The organism is Mucilaginibacter sp. A5337 (genome assembly GCF_059690695.1).
Window position 1 is genome coordinate 319403 of the sequence record NZ_JCAWEC010000003.1, and the last position, 24509, is coordinate 343911.

The window sequence follows — 24509 nt, forward strand, 5'->3', positions numbered from 1 at the left end:
TAAATACCTTGGCAAACAATAATAATCAAAGAGTAAACTTTGCAACCAGCAGAAAGGTACTTGATTACCCTGATTTTCTGGATGTTCAGTTACAATCTTTCCAGGAATTTTTTCAATTGGAAACCACTTCCGACAACCGTTACAAAGAAGGGCTGTTTAAAGTGTTTGCCGAAAACTTTCCTATTTCAGATTCAAGAAACATCTTTGTCCTGGAGTTTCTTGACTACTTTATTGATCCGCCACGTTATGATATACAAGAGTGTATTGAACGCGGATTAACTTACAGCGTACCATTAAAAGCCAAGCTTCGCCTTTCATGTAATGATGAGGAGCACGAAGATTTTGAAACAATTGTACAGGACGTGTACCTGGGTACCATCCCTTACATGACTCCAAAAGGTACATTTGTTATTAATGGTGCCGAGCGTGTAATTGTATCACAGTTACACCGTTCGCCAGGTGTGTTCTTTGGTCAGAGCCGCCACACTAACGGTACAAAATTATACTCGGCCCGTGTTATCCCTTTCAAAGGTTCATGGATTGAGTTTGCTACAGACGTTAACAACGTGATGTATGCTTACATTGACCGTAAAAAGAAATTCCCGGTTACTACGTTACTTCGTGCCATTGGTTATGACTCTGATAAAGATATTCTGGAGTTATTTGAACTGGCCGACGAGGTTAAAGTAAGCAAATCAGGCCTTAAGAAATATATTGGCCGTAAGCTTGCTGCAAGGGTACTTAAAACATGGATCGAAGATTTTGTGGATGAGGATACCGGTGAGGTAGTTTCTATCCCTCGTAATGAGATCATCCTTGAGCGTGAAACCTTACTGGAAGACGACCATATTGATATGATCATCGACTCTGGTGTTAAAACCATCATCCTTAACAAGGAAGATGCTTCAACCAGCGGTGATTACACTATTATATACAATACCTTACAGAAAGATACTTCCAACTCTGAGAAGGAAGCGGTTGAGCACATCTACCGCCAGTTACGTAACGCTGAACCACCTGATGAAGAAACAGCACGTGGTATCATCGATCGTTTATTCTTTTCAGATAAAAGATATGACCTGGGCGATGTGGGCCGCTACCGCATCAACCGTAAATTAAAACTGAGCACTTCGGAAGAAACTAAAGTTTTAACCAAGCAGGACATCATCGCGATTGTTAAATATCTGATCAAATTAATCAACTCAAAAGCCGAGGTGGATGATATCGATCACTTATCAAACCGTCGTGTACGTACCGTTGGTGAGCAGCTTTATGCACAGTTTGGTGTAGGTTTAGCACGTATGGCCCGTACCATCCGTGAGCGTATGAACATTCGTGACAACGAGGTGTTCACACCAACCGATCTGATCAACGCGCGGACATTATCATCTGTGATCAACTCGTTCTTCGGAACAAACCAGTTATCACAGTTCATGGACCAAACCAATCCACTGGCAGAGATCACGCACAAGCGTCGTCTGTCAGCCTTAGGCCCCGGCGGTCTGTCGCGTGAGCGTGCAGGTTTCGAGGTTCGTGACGTTCATTACACCCACTACGGTAGGTTGTGTACTATCGAAACTCCCGAAGGTCCGAACATTGGTTTGATTTCATCACTTTGCGTACACGCTAAAATTAACAATTTAGGCTTTATCGAAACTCCGTACAAGCGTGTAGTTGAAGGTAAAGTTATGGTTGACGAGCCGGTTATCTATTTATCTGCTGAGGATGAAGACGGTAAAACCATTGGCCAGGCAAACGCGGTTTATGATGACAAAGGTGAGTTTGAATTGCCACGTGTAAAAGCACGTTTCGAGGGTGACTTCCCGGTTATCGAGCCAGAGCGTCTGGACTTGATGGACATTGCTCCAAATCAGATTACTTCAATTGCGGCTTCGCTTATTCCGTTCTTAGAGCATGATGACGCTAACCGTGCATTGATGGGGTCAAACATGCAACGCCAGGCCGTACCATTGTTGCGCCCTGAAGCGCCGATTGTTGGTACCGGTTTGGAAGGCCGTGTGGCAAAAGACTCTCGTACCCTGATCAACGCCGAAGGCGATGGTGTGGTTGAGTATGTTGATGCTAACGAAATCCGTATTAAATATGACCGCAACGAACTTGATCGTTTGATCTCGTTTGAAGGAGATAGTAAAAGCTACCGCTTAACCAAGTTTAAGAAAACCAACCAAAGCACCACCATGAACCTTAAGCCTATTGTTAAAAAAGGCCAAAGGGTTGAAAAAGGTGAAGTACTTTGCGAAGGTTACGCTACCCAAAATGGCGAGCTTGCATTAGGCCGTAACCTTAAAGTAGCATTCATGCCTTGGCAGGGATATAACTTTGAGGATGCGATCGTGATCTCTGAACGTGTTGTTTCACAAGATATCTTTACTTCAATCCACGTTGAAGAGTTTGAACTTGAAGTTCGTGACACTAAACGTGGCGAGGAAGAGTTAACACCAGATATCCCTAACGTATCAGAAGAAGCCACTAAAGACCTTGACGAAGACGGTATCATCCGTGTAGGCGCCGAGGTTAAAGAAGGCGACATCCTGATTGGTAAGATCACTCCTAAAGGTGAATCAGACCCATCACCGGAAGAAAAACTGTTACGTGCGATCTTCGGTGATAAAGCAGGCGACGTTAAAGATGCTTCATTGAAAACCCCGCCGTCAATTGCCGGTGTTGTTATCGATACCAAATTATTCTCTCGTGCTAAAAAGACTTCAAAAGCTGAAGAAAAAGCACAATTGGAAAAATTGGACAACAAGCATGATAAAGCTGTAAAAGATCTGAAAAATACCTTGATCGACAAGTTATTTGAAATCGTTAACGGCAAAACTTCGCAAGGCGTTTATAACGTTTACAAAGAGTTACAGGTTCCTAAAGGTGTTAAATTCACCCAGAAAATATTAGTTGAGCTTAATTACGATAATATTAACCCAACTAAATGGACTACTGATGACGATAAAAACGATCAGATCAAGATCCTTCTTCATAACTTCAACATTAAGTACAATGAAGAGCTGGGTGCTTACCGTCGTGATAAATTCGCTATCAGCGTGGGTGATGAGCTTCCATCAGGTATCGTACAAATGGCTAAAGTTTACATCGCTAAAAAGCGTAAGCTTAAAGTAGGTGATAAAATGGCTGGTCGTCACGGTAACAAAGGTATTGTTGCACGTATTGTACGTGATGAAGACATGCCTTTCCTTGAAGACGGAACACCGGTTGATATCGTGTTGAACCCGCTGGGTGTACCTTCACGTATGAACCTGGGTCAGATCTACGAAACCGTATTAGGCTGGGCCGGTAAAGAGCTTGGTGTTAAATTCGCTACTCCTATCTTCGACGGTGCAAGCCATGAAGAAGTGGAAGAGTGGATTAAGAAAGCCAACTTGCCAGAATCAGGCCGTACCTACTTATACAATGGTTTAACAGGTGATCGTTTTGATCAGCAAACTACTGTAGGTATTATCTACATGCTGAAATTAGGTCACATGGTTGATGATAAGATGCACGCCCGTTCAATCGGACCGTACTCATTGATCACTCAACAACCATTAGGTGGTAAAGCACAATTCGGTGGTCAGCGTTTTGGTGAGATGGAGGTTTGGGCACTGGAAGCATTTGGTGCATCAAACATTCTGCAGGAGATATTAACCGTTAAATCGGATGATGTTATCGGCCGTGCCAAAACATATGAGGCTATTGTTAAAGGTGAAAACCTGCCAACGCCATCAGTTCCTGAATCATTCAACGTATTGGTTCACGAGTTACGCGGCTTAGGTTTGGATATCACTTTAGAATAATTAGTGATTTAGTGAGTGAGTGAATTAGTGATTGATTGAAAAATTAGTCATATAATTTACTAACTCACTATTTCAATAGGTTAAGAGACGTGGTTTGACGACTTGATTCAAATCACTAATTCACTAAATCGCTAATTCAACAATTAAAAACAGAGGAGACTATGTCTTACAAAAAGGATAATAAAATCAAAAGTAACTTTACCACCATTACCATCAGTTTAGCCTCTCCCGAGTCTATTCTTGAGCGTTCAAGCGGTGAAGTTTTAAAGCCGGAAACCATTAACTATCGTACCTACAAACCTGAGCGTGACGGTTTGTTTTGCGAGCGTATTTTTGGTCCGGTTAAGGATTATGAGTGCCATTGCGGTAAATACAAACGTATCCGTTACAAAGGTATCGTGTGCGACCGTTGCGGTGTTGAAGTAACCGAAAAGAAGGTACGTCGTGAGCGTATGGGCCACATCAACCTGGTGGTGCCTGTTGCACACATATGGTACTTCCGCTCATTACCAAACAAAATTGGTTATTTATTAGGCTTGCCTACTAAAAGGCTCGACCTTATTATATACTACGAGCGTTACGTAGTTATCCAGCCAGGTATTAAAGAAGCAGATGGAATCAACAAAATGGATTTCCTTACTGAAGAAGAATACCTTGACGTATTGGATACCCTTCCAAAAGAAAACCAGTATCTTGACGACAAAGATCCTCAGAAATTTGTTGCCAAAATGGGTGCTGAGGCCTTGGAAGAGTTATTAAAACGCCTTGACCTTGATGAATTATCATTCAGCCTGCGTCACCAGGCAGCAAACGAAACTTCTCAGCAACGTAAAAATGAAGCCTTAAAACGCTTACAGGTTGTTGAAGCTTTCCGCGATGCTAAAACCAGGATCGAAAATAACCCTGAATGGATGATTGTTAAGATTGTTCCGGTTATCCCGCCTGAGTTGCGTCCGTTGGTACCACTGGAAGGTGGCCGTTTCGCTACTTCAGATTTGAATGACCTTTACCGTCGTGTTATCATCCGTAACAACCGTTTAAAACGTTTGATCGAGATCAAAGCACCAGAGGTGATTTTACGTAACGAAAAACGTATGTTACAGGAAGCTGTGGATTCGTTATTCGATAACTCACGTAAAGTTAACGCGGTAAAAACTGAAGGTAACCGTGCTTTGAAGTCACTTTCAGATATCCTGAAAGGTAAACAAGGCCGTTTCCGTCAAAACTTATTAGGTAAACGTGTGGATTACTCTGCCCGTTCAGTAATTGTTGTAGGTCCTAACCTTAAATTACACGAGTGCGGTTTACCAAAAGATATGGCTGCCGAATTGTTTAAACCATTTATCATCCGCAAAATGATTGAGCGTGGTGTGGTTAAAACAGTAAAATCTGCCAAAAAGATAGTTGACCGTAAAGACCCATTGGTTTGGGATATTTTGGAAAACGTATTGAAAGGACACCCTGTATTACTAAACCGTGCGCCTACGCTGCACAGGTTGGGTATCCAGTCGTTCCAGCCAAAACTGGTTGAAGGTAAGGCGATCCAATTGCACCCATTAACCTGTACAGCATTCAACGCGGATTTTGACGGTGACCAGATGGCCGTTCACGTACCACTTGGTAACGCGGCAATTTTGGAAGCCCAAATCCTGATGCTTGCTTCACATAACATCCTTAACCCTGCTAACGGTACGCCTATTACAGTACCATCTCAGGACATGGTACTTGGTTTGTACTACATAACCAAAGGCCGTAAAACTGACGAAACACGCGTGGTTAAAGGACAAGGTTTGACTTTTTACTCTGCAGAAGAAGTAATTATCGCTTATAACGAGAAAAAGCTTGACCTGCATGCGTTTATTAAAGTTAAAGCTTTGGTTAAAGAGCGCGATGGCAAAATTGTAAACAAAATTATTGATACTACTGTAGGCCGCGTGTTGTTTAACCAGCATGTACCTGTAGAAGTAGGTTATATCAATGAGCTGCTTACCAAAAAATCACTTCGTGATATCATTGGTGAGGTAGTAAAAATCACCGGTATGGCACGTGCCGCCCAGTTCCTTGACGATATTAAGGAATTAGGTTTCAAGATGGCATTCCAGGGTGGTTTATCATTTAACCTGAAGGATATCAATATCCCTGCAGAAAAGGTGACCCTGATTGATACAGCTTCTAAGCAAGTTGATGAGGTAATGAACAACTACAACATGGGTTTCATTACCAACAACGAGCGTTACAACCAGATCATCGATATCTGGACACGTATCAACAACCGCTTAACCGCTAACGTGATGGACATCCTGAGCAACGATAACCAGGGCTTCAACTCTGTTTATATGATGCTTGACTCAGGTGCCCGTGGTTCTAAAGAGCAGATTCGTCAGCTTGCAGGTATGCGTGGTTTGATGGCTAAGCCTCAGAAATCAGGTTCAGGTGGTGAGATTATCGAGAACCCGATCCTTTCAAACTTTAAAGAAGGTTTGTCGGTATTGGAGTACTTCATCTCTACCCACGGTGCCCGTAAAGGTTTGGCGGATACGGCGTTGAAAACAGCGGATGCTGGTTACTTAACACGTAGGTTGCATGACGTTGCCCAGGATATGATTGTGGGTGAAGTTGATTGCGGTACTTTAAGGGGTATCTATACAACTGCACTGAAAGATAACGAGGATATTGTTGAGCCATTATATGACCGTATTTTAGGTCGTACTACGCTTCATGATGTTCATGACCCTATCACTAACGAACTGTTAGCAGTAGCTGGCCAGGACATTACCGAAGAGGTTGCTAAAAAGATCGAAAATTCTCCGTTAGAAGGTATTGAGATCCGTTCGGTATTAACCTGCGAAAGCAAACGTGGCGTATGTGCATTGTGCTACGGCCGTAACCTTGCAAGCGGTAAACGCGTGCAAAAAGGCGAGGCTGTTGGTGTAATTGCAGCACAGTCAATCGGTGAGCCGGGTACACAGTTAACACTTCGTACATTCCACGTGGGTGGTACCGCGTCAAACATCGCTGCTGAATCTCAGATCAACGCTAAGTTTGATGGTATTATCGAATTTGAGAACGTACGTACTGTAACTTATGAAACTGCTGAAGACGGCGCTGTTGATGTGGTATTAGGCCGTTCGGGCGAGTTCCGCATTATCGAAGCCGGAAGTAATAAAGTAATTGTTACCAATAACATTCCATACGGTTCATACCTGTATGTGAAAGATGGCAGCAAGATCACCAAAGGCGACCGTATCTGTTCATGGGATCCGTACAACGCGGTAATTATCTCTGAGTTTGCAGGTATTGCCCAGTTTGATGCAGTATTGGAAGGTATCACTTTCCGTGAAGAATCTGACGAGCAAACAGGTCACCGCGAAAAAGTGATCATCGATACCAGGGATAAATCTAAAAACCCTGCTATCCAGATCACCGATAATAAAGGTAACATCATTAAAGGATACAACATTCCGGTAGGTGCACACATTGCTGTTGATGAAGGAGACAGGTTACAAACCGGTCAGGTTATTGCTAAAATCCCTCGTTCAACCGGTAAAACGCGAGATATTACAGGTGGTTTACCACGTGTAACCGAGTTATTTGAAGCACGTAACCCTTCAAACCCTGCTGTAGTAACTGAAATTGACGGTGTGGTAACTTTAGGTGGTGTTAAACGTGGTAACCGCGAAATCACCATCGAGTCGAAAGATGGCCAGGTTAAAAAATACCTTGTACCGCTTTCAAAACACATCCTTGTACAGGATAATGACTTTATAAAAGCTGGTATGCCATTATCTGATGGTTCAATATCTCCGGCAGATATCCTTGCTATCAAAGGCCCTGCTGCAGTACAGGAATATCTTGTTAACGGAATCCAGGAAGTTTACCGCTTACAGGGTGTGAAGATCAACGATAAGCACTTTGAGGTTATTGTTCACCAGATGATGCAGAAAGTATCTATCGAAGATGCGGGCGATACCCGTTTCTTAGAGCGCGAAGCTGTTGACGGATGGGATTTCATGACCGAGAATGATGAGATTTATGACAAGAAAGTTGTAACTGATCCGGGTGATTCAACTACATTGAAATCAGGTCAGATAGTTTCATTACGCCGCTTACGCGATGAAAACTCGGTATTGAAACGCCGCGACCTTAAACTGGTTGAAGTGCGTGACGCTATCCCTGCAACATCGAGCCCAATACTGCAAGGTATTACCAGGGCGTCGTTGGGTACCAAGTCATTTATCTCGGCCGCGTCGTTCCAGGAAACTACTAAAGTACTGAATGAAGCAGCTATCGCAGGTAAAAAAGACAGCATGCTTGGTCTGAAAGAAAACGTTATCGTAGGTCACTTAATACCTTCTGGTACCGGTTTACGCGAATACGAAAATATCCGCGTAGGTTCACAGGAAGAGTTTGACCGCCTGATGGCTTCAAAGGCAGAAGAGTTGGAAGCTTAATTTTCAGCTGTTTAAATATTTACTAAGCCCTCCGGTACTCCCGGGGGGCTTTTTTTTGATTTTTTTTTAGATAGTTAAAACAAAAGTAAAATATCACTGTTTTACGTTCGATCTTGCGAAGCAGAATATAAGATGTAATTGTATTCTTAAAAGCTATATTTACGCAGTATTTACCTTACAAAAAGACAATTTATAAAGAACGTCTTTTTGTTACTTTAGTAACATGGAAGAACAAAATGAAAATCAGCTCAACATTGAGCTATCAGAAGAAATTGCAGAAGGTGTTTACTCAAATCTCGCTATCATTACCCATTCAAATTCGGAGTTTGTATTAGACTTTATAAGAGTTATGCCCGGTGTGCCTAAAGCCAGGGTGAAATCAAGAATTATATTAACCCCTGAGCATGCCAAACGCCTTCTTTCGGCATTGCAGGATAATATCGAAAAATTTGAATCTATTAACGGCCGCATCAAAGTACAACCCGATCATCCGGGGTTTCCTATGAACTTTGGTGGTACAATGGGACAAGCATAATTTTGATTATTATATTAAAATGTACTTTTGATTAAAAAAAAGCTACGGTAACCCCCTGTTTTTTAAAAAAAATGATAAATTAAATTGTTGGGTGTGAAAAAAAGTGTATATATTGCAGTGCTTTAAACTTTATACCTATTAAAAATGAAAGCTCAAACTTTATGAGAAAAAGTTCCTTGTTAAACTCATTAGTATTCCTGTCGATTTTCCTCATTTCTGCCGGTTTATTTTCTTGCTCATCCCCTAAAAAGATCAAATATTTTCAAGATATACCAGATTCTGGCCAAATGAAGACTCTTGCGAAGGTAGAATATCAGGAGCCAACAATTCAGGTTGACGATATTATCACAATTTTGGTGCAAACCGTAGATCCACAAGCTACTGCTATGATTAACCTGGGTAATGTTCCGGTGCCAGGGACTGCTTCGGCTGTTGGGAGTTCCAGTAGTAGCGGAAGTCAGTCAGCAATATCCGGTTATCTTGTTCATAAGGATGGTTTTGTTGAGGTGCCGGTATTAGGAAGAATTAAGTTGCTTGGATTAACAACCAGCGAGGCTAAGGATACTGTTTTAAAAGAGGCTGTTAAATATTACAAAGACCCAACAGTAATTATCAGGTACGCTAATTTTAAATTTAGTGTTACTGGTGAAGTTGCAAAACCCGGAGTTTATATTACCCCAAATGAAAAGGTTAGTATACTTGATGCTATTTCACTGGCCGGAGATTTGACAATTTTTGGAAAAAGAGAAAATGTGTTACTAATAAGGGAAAACCTGGATGGTACTAGGACGCCATATAGAATAAATCTTCAAAAAAGCGATATTATTTCTTCTCCGGTTTTTTATCTAAGGCAAAACGACGTTATTTATGTTGAGCCAAATAAGGCAAAAGCTTCTGCTACAGATGCTACACAGGCAAGAACTTATACTATTATAGGGGCCGCTATATCAGTACTTATTATTTTAATCACAAGAATCAACTAATTTTTATTACAAATGGGAATTCAAGATCAGGAATTCGATCAAAATAAGGAATCTGAAGTTAAATTTGATGTAAAAAAGATAGTTTCTAAAATTATAAGCAACTGGTACTTTTTTGTATTGGGTTTAATTGTATTTGTTTTACTGTCATTATTTTATATAAGATATTCAACTCCTGCTTATAGTATCAACAGCAAAATTACTATTGAGGATAATTCAGCTAACCAGGGCGGTAAATTATCAAGTAGCAGTACAAATTTAGATTTTTCAGATTTATTTGATTTATCTAGTAATGCTTATAATGAGATCGATAATTTGAAATCAAGGCTATTGATGACAAATACTGTGAAAGCATTGGGGCTAAACATCACTATTTATGCTAAAGGAAGAATCACTACTAAAGAGTTGTATGATGAGGCTCCTTTTACTGTTAGACTCATTAGTAAAGCTGATACGATTTCTGAAAAGAATTATATTGTAAATGTGGTTAACGATAAAATACATTTTCAGGATGATAAAGATAATATAGATACTACATTAAATTTCGGCTCTCCTCTGAAATTAAGACAATATGATCTTGTTTTTGAGAGAAATGGAAGTAAATCGATAAGCAATTATGGTTATAAGGTAAATATACAGTCTGAAGATCAAACGATAGATAACCTTCAAACCGCATTAGATGTGCAACTGACAGATAAAAAGAGTTCAACGTTAGCTTTGACTTTTATATATCCTAATTCAAAAAAAGGCGAAGTAATTCTATCGAAGTTAATGAACCTCTATTTGTTATCTAACCTTCATAATAAAACAGAAATTGCGGATAGTACATTGAAATTTATTGATAGCCAATTGGGCAAAGTGACAAGCGAACTATCTGATATAGAAGGTAACTTTACAAAGTTTAAGGAAGATAACAAGTTAGCTAACGTTGATGAACAAAGTAAATCGTTAGTAGGGAATGTATCGACCTATAATAATAAGTTGAGTGACATTCAAATACAGTTATCCATTGTAAATGATATTGAAAATTACATCAATGATCCTAAAACGAAGAGAATAATACCAAGTTCGTTTGCTGTTCCTGATCCGGTTTTTGCTACTGCAATTGAAAAGTATAATGATTTGCTGGTTGAACGGGATAAATTAGCTTTATCATATAAAGAAGATAATCCTGTAATTCAGTCAAGTAATCAGCAGATTGAGAATATTAGGTTAGGTCTAGTTAAGAGTTTTGAATCTTATAAACAGACCTTGTCAACAACGCTCCAGAATCTTAAATCGACCAATTCATTTCTTACTAAAGAGGTATCTACTGTTCCTAAGAAAGAACGTGTTTTTCTTGATTATACCAGGGAGCAAAATTTAAAGCAGGATCTTTATTTGTACTTGTTGCAAAAGCGTGAAGAAACCGCCTTGACAAAAACATCGACTGCTAATAGCGCGAGGATTATTGATCCTGCCAAAAGTGACTATTTACCTTTTAAACCTAAAAAGTCAACGATTATATTTTTAGGTTTCTTTTTAGGATTGCTAATCCCTGCAGCAGGTATTTATATTAGGGAGATTTTAAATATAAAGATTCTTAACAAAGATGATATTGTTTCAAATACCAAAGTTTCCATATTAGGCGAGATTGGTAATAATCCAGAAGGCGTATCATTAGTAGTCGGAAATAATTCACGGTCTATATTATCTGAGCAATTCAGAGGGCTGAGGACTAATCTTCAGTTCGTGCTTTCACAAGGGAAAAGCAACGTTTTGATGGTTACATCAAGTATGAGCGGGGAGGGTAAATCGTTTATTACCATGAATCTTGGTAGCGTATTGGCTTTAAGTGGTAAAAAGGTACTGTTAATGGAATTGGATTTACGGAAACCCAAATTGTCTCAAAATGTAGGGTTGGACAGCAATAATGCCGGCTTTACAAATTATGTAGTGTCTGAGACAATGAGCGTTGACGATATTATACAACCAACATTTTTCTCCGAAAACTGTTTTATAATATCCTCCGGGCCCATTCCTCCTAACCCGACAGAATTATTGCTTAGTGATAAATTCAACTTATTAATAGATGAATTGAAGAAGAGGTTTGATTATATTATTATAGATAGTGCCCCAATAGGCTTGGTTTCAGATGCTCAGTTAATAGAGAAGCATACAGATGCCAGCTTATATATTGTTAGGCAGGAATATACTTACAAATCACAGCTCAATATAATTAATGAATTAACAAGGGAAATGAAATTCCGTAGGGCCTATTTGGTTATCAACGATATTAAAACCAAAAAAGGTGGTTATTATGGCTACGGTTATGGCTATGGTTATGGTTATGGTTATGGCTATGGTTACGGTAGCACAACGGAAGAAACACCTCAATTCTGGAGCAAATTATTTGGAAAAAGAGAATAGAATAATTTGGGAGGCATTACCAAAACGAAGATTATTACTGTAGATCTTAAAAAAATGTTGTTATGAAACCGGTATGTAGTTTAATAATTCGCTCATATAATGAGCAAAAACATATAAGGAGGCTGCTTGAAGGTGTGAAACGGCAGACAATATTTGAACAGGTTGAAATTATATTGGTAGATTCTGGTTCAAATGATGATACAGTAGTTATTGCCAGGGAATACGGTGTAAAAGTAATCAATATCCGGCCGGAGGAATTTTCTTTTGGACGGGCTTTAAACCGGGGGTGTATGGCCGCGCAAGGTGAATATTTACTTTTTGCAAGTGCTCACGTTTACCCTCTTTACACCGATTGGATAGAGCGGATGGTAGCTCCTTTCCATGATAAAAATGTTGCTTTGGTGTATGGCCGGCAGGTTGGCTGTGAAGTATCTAAATATTCTGAACAACAACTTTTCAATAAATGGTTTCCTTCGTTTTCAAATTACGATCAGGCGATTTCTTTCTGTAATAATGCCAATTGCGTTGTAAGAAAAGAGCTTTGGGAGCAGCAGCCATACGATGAGTCATTAACAGGATTAGAGGATTTGGCCTGGGCCAGTCAAATAAAAGCAAAGAATTATAAAATTGCATACGAGGCTTTGGCGCCGATAGTGCACGTACATGAAGAAACACCATCACGTATAAAAAACCGATATAGGAGGGAAGCGATTGCGCTGAAAATAATCTATCCTAATGAAAGGTTTTCTTTTTTCAACTTTGTACGTTTAACAATTGCCAATATCTTTTCAGATAGTTTTCATGCTATTCACGATAAAAGTTTCGCGAGCAATTTCTTTTCAATTATTATGTTTAGGTACATGCAATTTTGGGGTACTTACCTTGGATATAATCAAAAGAACCAGATCAACGAAACATTGAGAAACAGGTTATATTATCCAAATGATATGAAAAGACCTCCCCGCCATAATGAGTTAACTCATTTGCCGCCATCTGGGGAAAGAATTATATACAGCGGCTTTGAAGGATAATTCCTGTTTTACATCTACAAACATCAATATTCAAATGGATAAATTTAAGTTAGTCGCTATTGTGCCGATGCGGCACTCAAGCGAAAGAGTTCCTGGGAAAAACTATAGGGATTTTGCAGGAAAGCCGCTTTTTCATCATGTAATTCAAACACTGTTAGATTGTCCTTTAATCGATAAGGTAGTTATTGATACTGATAGTCCGATTGTTATTGAACAAGCCCAGGCTTCTTTTCCCGATGTGCTTGTTTTGGAACGACCAGAACATTTAAGGGATGGTGCCATACCTATGAATGATGTATTGCTGAACAGCATTAACCAGGTTCCTTCTGAGTTTTATTTACAAACACATAGCACCAATCCGTTATTAACAGTTGAGACATTAACAGCGGGAATTAAGAAATTCTTCGACATACAACCTATGTATGATTCGTTGTTTTCGGTAACAAGAAAGCATGTAAGGTTTTGGGATTCTTTAGCAAGGCCGATCAATCATAATCAGAATATATTACTGCGCACCCAGGATCTTCCGCCTATTTTTGAGGAAAACTCTTGTTTTTATGTCTTTACCAAATCAATACTTGAAAGAAAACATAACAGGATTGGCGACCGTCCGTTTTTGTTTGAAATGCCGGAAATTGAGGCCCAGGATATTGATGTGGAATTTAATTTCATCGTAGCCGAACTTTTATATAAAATGATAAATAAGATCGTATGAAAATATTAATTACTTGTCCTCCGATGTTAAGAGGAATAGATCAGTTAAAACATTTTTTTGAAGCTAAGGGTATCGAATTGATTTTGCCGGAAGTAGTACAAACGCTAACTGAAGAACAACTTATTGAGTTGGTACCACAGGTAGAAGGTTGGATAATTGGGGATGATCCTGCAACAGAAAGAGTATTCCAGGCGGGCGTTCAGGGTAAATTGAAAGCTGCTGTAAAATGGGGGGTTGGCGTGGACAACGTTGACTTTAAGGCTTGCGAAAAATTAGGTATACCTATTTCAAATACACCAAGAATGTTTGGAAATGAAGTAGCTGATATGGCGCTTGCTTATTTTACAGGGTTAGCACGTGATAGTTACCGTGTTGATCGCGAAGTACGCAAAGGAAACTGGATAAAACCTGCAGGTATGTCTGTTGAAGGCAAAACTGTAGCCCTGATAGGTATAGGTGATATAGGGTTGGGTACGGCACGGCGTTTAAAAGGCTTTGGGGTTAACGTTAATGCTTATGATCCATTCAGCAAATTAACTGCCGAAGAAGCTCAGGTTAATCAGATCCTTCCTTTTCCGGAAAAGTTAGAAGAGGCAGATTTTGTGATCATTACCTGTGCATTAACTCCGTCAAGCTACCATCTTATTAATAAAGAAAGTATCGCTTTAATGAAAGATGGTGTGATAATCATCAACGTATCGCGCGGACCACTGATTGATGAGACCGCTTTAGTTGAAGCATTAAGCGCTGGCAAAGTGAAATCAGCAGGGTTAGATGTTTTTGAAATTGAACCATTACCACAGGATAGTCCGTTGCGTCAGTTTGAACAATGTATTTTTGGTACCCATAACGGTTCAAATACCAAAGAGGCAGTGGTAAGAGCAAGTTTAAGAGCCATTGAATTAATGTTTGGTTATTTAGGAATAGAATAAGATGGCTAAAACTGTAGTAATAACAGGCGTATTGGGTGGTATTGGAAGCCAGCTGGCTAAAACCTTTAAAGAAAAGGGATATGAAGTAATCGGCCTTGATCTTAAAGATAGCCAGCCGGAATACTGCGATAAGTTTTTCAAATTTAACTTACATCAATATTGCATTGATCCGGGATACAAAGAGAGTATTGAAGCCGTTTTTAACGAAGAGATCCCCGAGCTTTTTGTACTTATAAATAATGCTGCGGTACAAATTCTGAGCAATTTGGATGAGATTACCTTGCAGGATTGGAACCAAACGCTCAATGTTAATCTTACAGGGCCGTTAATGCTAAGTCAATTCTTTTTAAAACGACTTGAATGCTCAAAAGGTTCAATTATAAATATTGCAAGTATTCATCATCAGCTTACAAAAAAGCGCTTCCTGGCTTATGCAAGCTCAAAGAGCGCCTTGGTTGGCTTAACCAAAGCACTATCTGTTGATTTGCAGGGCCGGATAAGGGTAAATGCTATAAGCCCGGCTGCAATTGATACCCAAATGCTGCGTGACGGCTTTAATAATGATGAAGCTAAAGTGCAAATGCTCAATGAACTGCATCCAAGCCAGCGTATAGGTAAGCCGCGCGAGGTATCTCAGTTAGCATTATTATTAGCCGAGGACGAACTTGGATTTATAAACGGCGCCAACATCAATATTGATGGCGGGATAAGTAATGTTTTGAAAGATCTGGATTAACCTCATTTATAGTTAACCATTACTCGAAATATAAAAAAACGTAAAGAAGGGAAAAAGGGATTACTTATTAAAATATGACAAAGAAAATTAAAATTTTACATGTTGTAGGCGGTCTCACGGCTGGGGGGGTGGAAAGTTGGCTGTATAACCTTTTGCCATATTTCAATCCAGAAGAATATCAAGTTGATTTTCTTACTTTTTCGCCTGATAAGGGTATTTTCGACGACCAGGTGAAAAAGTTTGGAAGTAAAGTTTATTATTTTACTAAAACCCGAAATGTATTTAAGGTAGCAAAATATTACATTCAAACGGTAAACGAAAACCAGTACGATATAGTACATAGCCATAGACATCTGCTTGGCGGACTATACCTTTTACTTAATAAATTTACTAGGGCTCAATATGTAGTTCATAGTCATAATACCTCTACAGATTCGAAAATTTTCGGTAACAAAATAATTGAAACAATTTTTAAAAGTTTAATAAAACTTACCCCCAATAAATTAGCTTGTTCAAATGAAGCAAGTGAGGCATTATTTGACAAAGTTGAAACCGTTATTAAATTGGGAGTTGATATTAATCAATTTGAACCTTTAGCTTCTAAGAATTACTCATTGATAGATAAAAATTATGGGATCAATGAAAATTCAATTATTGTGGGACATGTCGGACGATTTACAGAGCAAAAAAATCACTTATTTTTTCTTGATATAGCAAAGGAAGTGATTAAGGTAAACCCTAATTTTCATTTTTTATTAGTTGGTGAAGGAGTTTTAGAAAATGAGATAAGAGGCAAGATAGAAAAGTATGACTTATCGGGAAATGTACATTTACTTGGCTTAAGGAAAGATGTTAGTGAGCTGATGAGAGGCCTTTTCGATATATTTCTTTTTCCTTCATTATATGAAGGATCGCCTATTGTATTAAAAGAAACACAGGCTGCAGCTTTAGTAAATATAATTTCAAACACAATTACTACTAATGTAAATGTAATACCTGATTTGATTAAACGAATAGATTTAGATAAAGATGCAGGTTTCTGGGCTACAAAATTGCTTTCAATTAAACTACCTTCTAACGAGCAGCGCATATTATATCATAACTATTTCAAAGAATCCGATTTTTCTATAATAAAATCGGCTGATTTGTTGAAATCATTTTATAAAAGCATAGTTAATTAAATTATTTATTACTCAAGATGTTTCAAGCTAAAATAATAACAAAGTACTCTAATTACATGATAAGCTTTGTTTTGATTTTTTTTATTTATGCTTGTAAATTAAGCGGCAGCAGCACATTCCTTATAGTAGAGTTTCTCTTTTTATTTTTTTTGCTTTTTATTTTACTAATTCTTAGATCCGGGGTGTTTAGATATTTGTATGAACCTCCTATTTTCTTTCTTCTTTTTTGTTTCATATACGATTTTTTAAAGTTCCCATATTACCTCGGATTTGATTCTCCTGAGAATCTGGTAGCTACCGCAGGGTTATTAAGCTCAAGATATAAGGTATCTGACTATTATTCGACATCAATAGCATTGTTGGTATATCAGACCATTTGTATTGTAGCGATGATGTTCTTTTACATGCTTTTCCTTGATGTCAAAAAGCCTGTTAAGCTTAGTATAACTTTTTTTAAAAGAGAAAAGGTCATACTTGTAACTATGTTTTTCATGGCTATTTATTGCGCCGTAAGCATATATAAGGTATCTGGTGGGAATATCTTGTTTTTGCTATCCAGAAGGTCCGGAAATGCCGAAGCTGGTGATGTTTTGAAAGACAATTACTTGATGTCACTGTTTTCCAATATTATTTTGGTTTTTGTTCCTATTTATTTATCAATCAAAATTTTGAAGAACGAAAATTGGAAACGAGTATTACTGTTATATTTTCCTGCTGCGATGCTTTCGTTTTTAATATCTGGTTCACGAGGGTTTACAATATATTCAATTGTTACCTCTCTTTTGTTACTTTCAGCCTTTAACAGAGTTCATGTTCGTATGCTACTTCCTTCTATACCCTTTATCGCCATAGGGTTCTCACTTTTAGGTCTTTTAAGGCACTCGGCTGATACCAGCGAGAACAGCTTCTCTGAAAACTTTAAGAATCAAAAGGATAACAATACAGAATGGTATATGGCCCTATCGAGTTATCAAACACAGCTAAGGGATGAAATGGTGTTTGATAACCTCAATTCAAATAATGTATTATATGGTGCTTCTTACTTAAATTTAATAACGTTCCCTTTTCCAAGGGCGATACTGGGCGATTTAAAGCCTGCTTTTCAAGATTATTATGTGGCTACTCTGTTTTGGAACCGTACTGATATTGGTTTACCCGTAAACGCCATGACAGAATCCTTTCTTAATTTTAGTTATGGGGGAATATTTGTCTTTATGCTAATGGGAGCGTTAATGGCTTTTATCACTAATCGGCTCCATAGTAAAGATAACAAGTTTTATAACTGTGTAGCTATCATATTGTTAATTTATTCAGGGGGGTGGGAAACAACCAACCTGGTTTATACACTCCAGTTTTTCATAATCATAGCCATCATAACAGGTTATATAAGTAGAACCAAATACTCTTTAAAGACAATGCCGGTATGAATACCCTAATGATAACTGATAGCAGTAATTTTACTGAATATTTTCTTTTCGATAGTTTTTATCCTTCTCCGCAACTTTGTCAAAGTATCAATCGAGAGATATTTAGTACGATTTTTACTAAAGAGATAGACTTTTATACAGTAGAGGGATTATTTAACACAACGATAAATCGATATTTTTTAACTGATATCAAGGTTATGGAGCATCCGCTCCTGGTTAAAAATATTGCAGCATATTGTAAAGAAAATGGTATTACCGGGGTTAATTTATTATTACATAGAAGTAATGATAGGTTGGCCGATTTTTACTGTTTGGCATTAAAGACACACGGATTATCTGTAGTAATTAATTATCATTCAGAACCGGTGTATTGGAAAAACTCTTTATCCCGATCAGAAAAGCAATTAAATAAAAAACTTAAACTTGTTGTTACTATTACTGCCCAGTATATTATCTTATTAATCAATTTTCTTACAAAACGCGTAAACTGGAGAGGAAAGAAAATAATATTATGGAATTCATTTGCAAACAACCGCGAAAAGATCGACTACGCTTTTTTAGATAAGCTTAGTAAGCAAGCGAACAGTCTTATTATACATGCTAATCCATATTTGTTAAAGTCGCAAAATAACTGGAATAAATCTATTTACAGGTTGGGACAATATAGTATTAGCCCGGCTAAATTTCTTAACTTCTCCCTTTCCCTGGTTTCGTTCAGAAAGAATTTTAACAAGATATTATCAGTATATACTCCTTTTTTAGGTGCAATACCTGAAACATGGAATATCGACGTTTTATTAAAAACAATTTATTTTTTTGAATATAACCTGCTTGTTGGCAGCCTTATTGAGAACTTATCAAAAAGACCTGATTTGAATGTAACGAGTGTTTTCAGGGGAGGAGCAGCTGCAGGCTTGATTTACGCGGGAATTTGTAAAAGAAAATATAACGCACAGCATATTCATCATATTCTGGTACCACATGGTACGGAAATTAATCCGATTGATCATTTCTCATATTTTTACTTAGACTATAATATACTTCCATCTGAAAAAATAAAGCAAAATTGGGATGCGATTTTAAGTGAAAAGTATAATCACCTGTTAAAATATAATTATTGTAAGAATGTGAATGGTGGTCGGATTGACTATTCGTTTTTGCAGGAGCAGCTATCCGGAAACAAAAAGATAAATAGTTCTAAATTGAGGATTGGAATCGTGCTTACCTATAATTCCGATAGTTATCAACAATATTTTATAAATAGCATTGTTGATTCATTTACAGTGTCGCTTCCGGAGACCGAGATTGAGTTTTTAGTAAAGCCAAGACCCAATTTACCCTACACGCCAGAAGGGGAATTGGCAAAGAACCCTAACTTCAAAATTGACAAGCAGGATATATACTCGTTTCTGAACAACATTGATCTGGTTGTTGGAACGGTCAGTGTATATGGCGTACTTACAATGGTTGTTACTGATGGGATTTTATGTGATATCCCGGGTATTTATTATTATCCCAATAAAAATATACCCGAAGAAGATTTGGGTTACAGCTATCACTCATCAATGCATAGTTACTCCTTTGCTAAGGAAGATAATCTTTTAGCTTTTTTAAACAGTTACACTAACAAGCAGGCTTTATTGAATGGAGTTAAAGAACTAAATCACGCTACTAAAGAATTTTTGGTTTTCAATGGCGATCCATATGAGTATCTGGAAACCTTAATGCTAGAAAAGTAATCGAGGCCCATCCTTATTTAATTAATGACTATGAAAGCAAAAAGTGAAAAAATAATTTCAATACAGGTATTAAGAGCAATTGCTGTTTTGATGGTTGTTTTTATACATACCATATCTTCGGCAAATTACCTATTTACGGGTAAAGGATTATTTCATAGCAAGGCAATACTTGCCACGTATTATTTTTTGGCGGATTGGGGAGCTATAGGTGTCGATTTGTTTTTTATTATCAGCGGTTTTATTATGACTCGCGTTGTTGCCCCTTTTGAAAATGTTGAAAATGGATGGAGGGATTTTATTTTGAAAAGACTGATAAGAATCATTCCTTACTATTGGTTAATATCAGCGGTATATCTGGTTTTGGCAATAATATGGCATCAACAAATTACGTTTGGCTCGGTGTTAAGCACATTACTGTTTTTTCCACTTTTTGATAAGTTTCAATACATTGGTCCAATACTTTTCGTTGGATGGTCTCTTTCAATAGAATTGTTTTTTTATCTGCTTATCGCGATGCTTTTGTTTTTTAAAGTTAAGAATCTCAAGATCAAATTAGTAATCATAATGTGTGTCTTGGGGGGATTAGGATTATTGATCAATTCAAAATACGTGGTTATTGATTTTATTTTTAGTCCGCTTCTTTTTGAATTTGCTTTAGGTGTTGTTTTAGGCTTGTGCTATGATCGGATCAAAGGCGTTGAACGGAAAAATGCTGCATTAATTTTCTTTACAATTTCATTATTGCTTGGTGGGTTTCTAATGAGCCGTAGTATTTTCATTGATCATAGGGAAATGGTTTTACCAACCAATTTTTTTAGCAATACCTGGATAGCATTGCGTCGGTCTTTAATCTGGGGCATACCATGTATGCTTTTTGCAGGTGGATATATTTTGCTTGAAAAATCGATTTTATCAAATAGCAGGCTTTATATAAAAATTACCAAACCCTTTGTTTCGCTGGGAAACGCGTCGTTTACATGCTATCTTATTCACCTTCTTGGGATAAAGTTCTTTGCTATAATTTTTCGATATTTAGGAATTACATCGCCTGATATTTACATAATCGTTTGTACTTTAATTTGTATAATAGCAAGTGTTCCGGTTTATAAATACGTTGAAATACCTTTAATTAAACTTATAAACCCGCTCTTTTATCCCAAAAAACAACATACGGCTTCAATTGCATCAAAATAGTTATTAGTTTAAACAATGTCTGAAAAAGTATTAATATTTGAAGCTTATCCTTTTTTTTCAGGTAGCCAGCGAATCACGAACAATGTTTGTAAGATATTGAAAAATCGAGGTTGCAACATTACATTATTAATGGCTGATGATAAATTTGGTAATATCAGGAAGAATTTTGAACCAAATGTTGATAATATTATAGCGTTAAAAACGCATTCGTGTTTGCTCAAATATGGCGATGAAGATTCTTGGTTTGGGAGGAAAACTTTTTTTAAGGCTTTATTTTTAGGGCTCTTACCCTTTTATATAAAATGTTTGTGGCTTATTGTAAAGAATAAATACGATTATCTTTATTGCTGCGACCCGCGAGGAGGGATGATGATGTTGGTTCCGGCGTTATTTTTCAAGGGTAAGACAATACTGCATTTTCACGGAAAAAATCGTTTGCCGGGGCGGATTTCTAAGTTTTTTTTAAGGATATTTGATCAAATACTTTGTGTAAGTAAAGCTGTTCAGGATAGTTTACCAGTTTCAAATAAGACATCACTTATTTATAATGGGATCGACTTTAGTCAATATGTTGATATTGACATTGAAAACGTCAAAGTTGAGGCCGCCGAATTAACAGGTATGTTTTTGGAGAAAAATGCAAAGTTTTTATATGCTGGTTTATTTAGACCGCATAAGGGCATTCATCATTTGATTTACGCTTTTTCTGACCTGGTAAATACTATTGAAGAGTCTGAAAGACCATATTTATTTATATGTGGTGCTGCAAAAACACCCGCCGAAATAGCCATAAGGGATACGCTTATGAATCATTGTAAGCAACATAATGTAGAGAAATATGTTATTTGGCTTGGATGGCGTAACGATGTTTTGGCTTGGATGAACTATGCAGATTATTTTGTTTTTCCCACGATAGATAAAGAAGAAAATAATTTTGAAGGTTTCGGTAAGGTAATAGAGTCAACAGAAGGGCTCCCAACTGTTCTGATAGAAAGTTCAATTAGTAAGTTGTATTGTATAGCCTCCGATGTAACAGGCGTGAAAGAAATTGTGACAGATAACCATAACGGAATAATATACAACAGTGAAGATAAACAAGGGTTATATAACATACTTAAAAGTGTAAATATTAATCGCTCGCGTTTTGTTGATTTTCCGAACGGTGATAATTTTTCTTTAAGCGTGTTTGAAGAGAAAGTTATTAAAATATTTGAACTCAAATAGATGAAGACAGCATTCATTACTGATTGGTTAGATAAATATGGCGGTGCAGAACGTGTAGTGACTGCTATAAATGAATTATATGAATTTGATTATTATTACGCATATGTAAACGTAATGACACCCCAGCTTCAGCGTCATACATTTGCAGGCCGGGATATTATCGTAACAGAGTCATCCATCCTATCTCTTTTCAAGAGGAAGTTTAGAGCTTTAATGCCATTTTTTCCAATTATTGTACGAAAGTTTAATAAGCAAACGGAAGAAAACCAAATTGATTTAGTTATTAGTTCATCGTGGGTCTTATCTAAAGCATATAGGGTAGGAAATGAGATTCACATATGTTATCTGCAGGCCCGAAATTTTAAATATGTTTGGGATGAAGCTGATCTGTATTTTAAGGGAGCTTTGAAAGCGTTGAATTTTCTAAAAGGTTATCTGCAACGATTTGATAAGCAGACTGCTATGAACCCGGATTATCTTATATCAAATTCAATTTTTGTAAAAAATTGGGTTAAGGCTACTTATGGACGAGAATCAACTGTTATTTATCCTCCGGTTGATGTAGACGACTTTACCATATCAGATGAAAATGAAGGATATTATGTAACCGTTGGCCGACATGAACCTTATAAGCGTTTTGACATAGTTGTTGAAGCTTTTACAAAAAATAATAAGCCGCTGATTGTAATTGGTGATGGAACCCAAAATAAGTATCTGAAGTCAATTGCAGGGCCTAATGTTAAATTTACTGGTTATCTAAATAAAAACGAAGTAAATGAATACCTGGCTAAAGCGGAAGCATTTGTATATGCGGGTGTTGAGGATTTTGGAATTGCAATAGTTGAAGCACACGCTTCGGGGGTTCCGGCAATAGTTTTTAACGGAGGCGCGTCAGGTGAAATTATTAATTCTGTCAACGGATTATGTTTCGATGAACAAACAGAATCTTCATTGAATAAAGCAGTTGAGATTTTTGAGGGGCAGAAGGTAAATTATTCAAAAAAGGAAATCAGAAAAACAGCGCTGAAGTTTTCAAAAAAGCGATTTAAGGAAGAGATGCTGCAATATATTGAAAACGTGAAGAAAAGTATTGAACCTCTTAAAGTTATTGATAAAGAAATTGTAAATGGTTGCTAATAATAAAATTCGCCTTGACTGGATCGATTATGCCAAAGGTATAGGGATCATTTTCGTCGTTTTCGGACACGTGATAAAAGGACTGATAACAGTAAAGTTAATTGATCCGGTGTTTTTTTATTATGCTGTAAATTTTGTGTATAGTTTTCACATGCCACTCTTTTTTATTTTATCAGGCTATTTTTTTTTAAATAGTTTTTTAAAAAGAGGGGTGAAATACAGTTTAATAAATAAACTTGAAACGGTAGCATATCCATTTGTAATATGGTCATTAATTCAGACTTTTATTGAGGCCAAATTATCGGCCTATACAAACAATCACATACATATGAATGCGTTGCTTGTATGTTTGTATACGCCGCGATCTCAATTTTGGTTTTTATTTGCACTTTTCTTTATTAATGTTTTATGCATGCTATTTTTTAGCGTCTCGAAAAAGAATGGCATTTTGATATCTATTGCTGTTTGGATAATTTATTACTTATTACCATTAAGATTCGGGTCGTTTGATAAAGTTTTTGTAAACCTAATCTACTTCACTGTGGGGATTATACTTTCACAGTACACCAACATCACGCGATATATATTAAACAGCACAAAGCTGTTTTTTATAAATATTTTGCTTTTTGCGTTTTCATTGTATGTTTATTTTAACTATCCTCAAACAGAATGGTATAATGAGGTTTTTCCACAACTGTTTGGCAGTTTTGTTATAGTATATATAGCGGAAGTTCTATCGAAAAGGTCGCTTTTGAATTTTATTAAATACTTGGGTGTTAATTCATTGATAATTTATTTATTGCACTTGTTGATAGGTAATGGAATAAGAATAGTTATGTTTAAGTTCTTTCACATTAACAATTCGCCTGTACACATTATTGTCGGTACGCTATTTGGTCTCGTTGTACCGCTATTGGTATATAACGTTGCAGTTAAAACAAAATATTTAAGGTGGCTTTTTGTATATCCAGATCGTTTGAAGAGCAGTACCATTTAAATTATTAAA

16 protein-coding genes are annotated in these 24509 nt (G+C 37.2%); all 16 read left to right on the plus strand.

Features of this window, described 5'->3' with window-relative positions:
* The first annotated feature begins 8 nt into the window (after positions 1-8).
* A complete protein-coding gene (rpoB, locus tag AC59JO_RS11335; protein ID WP_091213563.1) occupies positions 9-3812 on the plus strand; it encodes a DNA-directed RNA polymerase subunit beta in 3804 nt (1267 codons plus the stop codon).
* A gap of 161 nt (positions 3813-3973) precedes the next feature.
* The gene (rpoC, locus tag AC59JO_RS11340) at positions 3974-8263 is read left to right on the plus strand and encodes a DNA-directed RNA polymerase subunit beta' (RefSeq protein WP_413666304.1); all 4290 of its coding nucleotides are present in this window, start codon (positions 3974-3976) and stop codon (positions 8261-8263) included.
* A gap of 223 nt (positions 8264-8486) precedes the next feature.
* The gene (locus tag AC59JO_RS11345; protein ID WP_413666305.1) at positions 8487-8798 is read left to right on the plus strand and encodes a DUF3467 domain-containing protein; all 312 of its coding nucleotides are present in this window, start codon (positions 8487-8489) and stop codon (positions 8796-8798) included.
* A gap of 161 nt (positions 8799-8959) precedes the next feature.
* Complete coding sequence (locus AC59JO_RS11350; RefSeq protein WP_497305377.1) at positions 8960-9781, plus strand: polysaccharide biosynthesis/export family protein; 822 nt, start codon at positions 8960-8962, stop codon at positions 9779-9781.
* 12 nt (positions 9782-9793) lie between these two features.
* Positions 9794-12187: a GumC family protein gene (locus AC59JO_RS11355; RefSeq protein WP_497305379.1), complete on the plus strand. Its 2394-nt coding sequence runs from the start codon at positions 9794-9796 to the stop codon at positions 12185-12187.
* Between the two features lie 62 nt (positions 12188-12249).
* Positions 12250-13218, plus strand: a complete 969-nt coding sequence (locus AC59JO_RS11360; protein WP_497305381.1) for a glycosyltransferase family 2 protein — start codon at positions 12250-12252, stop codon at positions 13216-13218.
* A 34-nt stretch (positions 13219-13252) separates the two neighbouring features.
* Positions 13253-13933 carry an acylneuraminate cytidylyltransferase family protein gene (locus AC59JO_RS11365; protein ID WP_497305383.1) on the plus strand — a complete coding sequence of 227 codons (681 nt, stop codon included), beginning with the start codon at positions 13253-13255 and terminating at the stop codon, positions 13931-13933.
* A complete protein-coding gene (locus AC59JO_RS11370) occupies positions 13930-14865 on the plus strand; it encodes a phosphoglycerate dehydrogenase (protein ID WP_497305385.1) in 936 nt (311 codons plus the stop codon). Before AC59JO_RS11365 ends, AC59JO_RS11370 begins: the two co-directional genes overlap by 4 nt.
* 1 nt (position 14866) lies before the next feature.
* On the plus strand, positions 14867-15601 hold the full coding sequence (locus AC59JO_RS11375; protein WP_497305387.1) for an SDR family NAD(P)-dependent oxidoreductase: 735 nt from the start codon (positions 14867-14869) through the stop codon (positions 15599-15601).
* Between the two features lie 74 nt (positions 15602-15675).
* Positions 15676-16782: a glycosyltransferase gene (locus AC59JO_RS11380; RefSeq protein ID WP_497305389.1), complete on the plus strand. Its 1107-nt coding sequence runs from the start codon at positions 15676-15678 to the stop codon at positions 16780-16782.
* 56 nt (positions 16783-16838) lie between these two features.
* Positions 16839-18209, plus strand: coding sequence for an oligosaccharide repeat unit polymerase (locus AC59JO_RS11385; protein ID WP_497305391.1), 1371 nt, complete (start codon positions 16839-16841; stop codon positions 18207-18209).
* Complete coding sequence (locus AC59JO_RS11390) at positions 18206-19948, plus strand: hypothetical protein (protein WP_497305393.1); 1743 nt, start codon at positions 18206-18208, stop codon at positions 19946-19948. Before AC59JO_RS11385 ends, AC59JO_RS11390 begins: the two co-directional genes overlap by 4 nt.
* A gap of 30 nt (positions 19949-19978) precedes the next feature.
* Positions 19979-21142: an acyltransferase family protein gene (locus AC59JO_RS11395; protein ID WP_497305395.1), complete on the plus strand. Its 1164-nt coding sequence runs from the start codon at positions 19979-19981 to the stop codon at positions 21140-21142.
* A 15-nt stretch (positions 21143-21157) separates the two neighbouring features.
* Entirely contained in the window at positions 21158-22366 is a 1209-nt protein-coding gene (locus AC59JO_RS11400; protein ID WP_497305397.1) for a glycosyltransferase family 4 protein, read from the plus strand.
* The gene (locus AC59JO_RS11405) at positions 22367-23503 is read left to right on the plus strand and encodes a glycosyltransferase (RefSeq protein WP_497305399.1); all 1137 of its coding nucleotides are present in this window, start codon (positions 22367-22369) and stop codon (positions 23501-23503) included.
* Positions 23493-24500 (plus strand): acyltransferase family protein, encoded by a 1008-nt coding sequence (locus AC59JO_RS11410; protein WP_497305401.1) that lies wholly within the window; start codon positions 23493-23495, stop codon positions 24498-24500. The genes AC59JO_RS11405 and AC59JO_RS11410 overlap by 11 nt, the downstream gene beginning before the upstream one ends.
* Positions 24501-24509 lie beyond the last annotated feature (9 nt).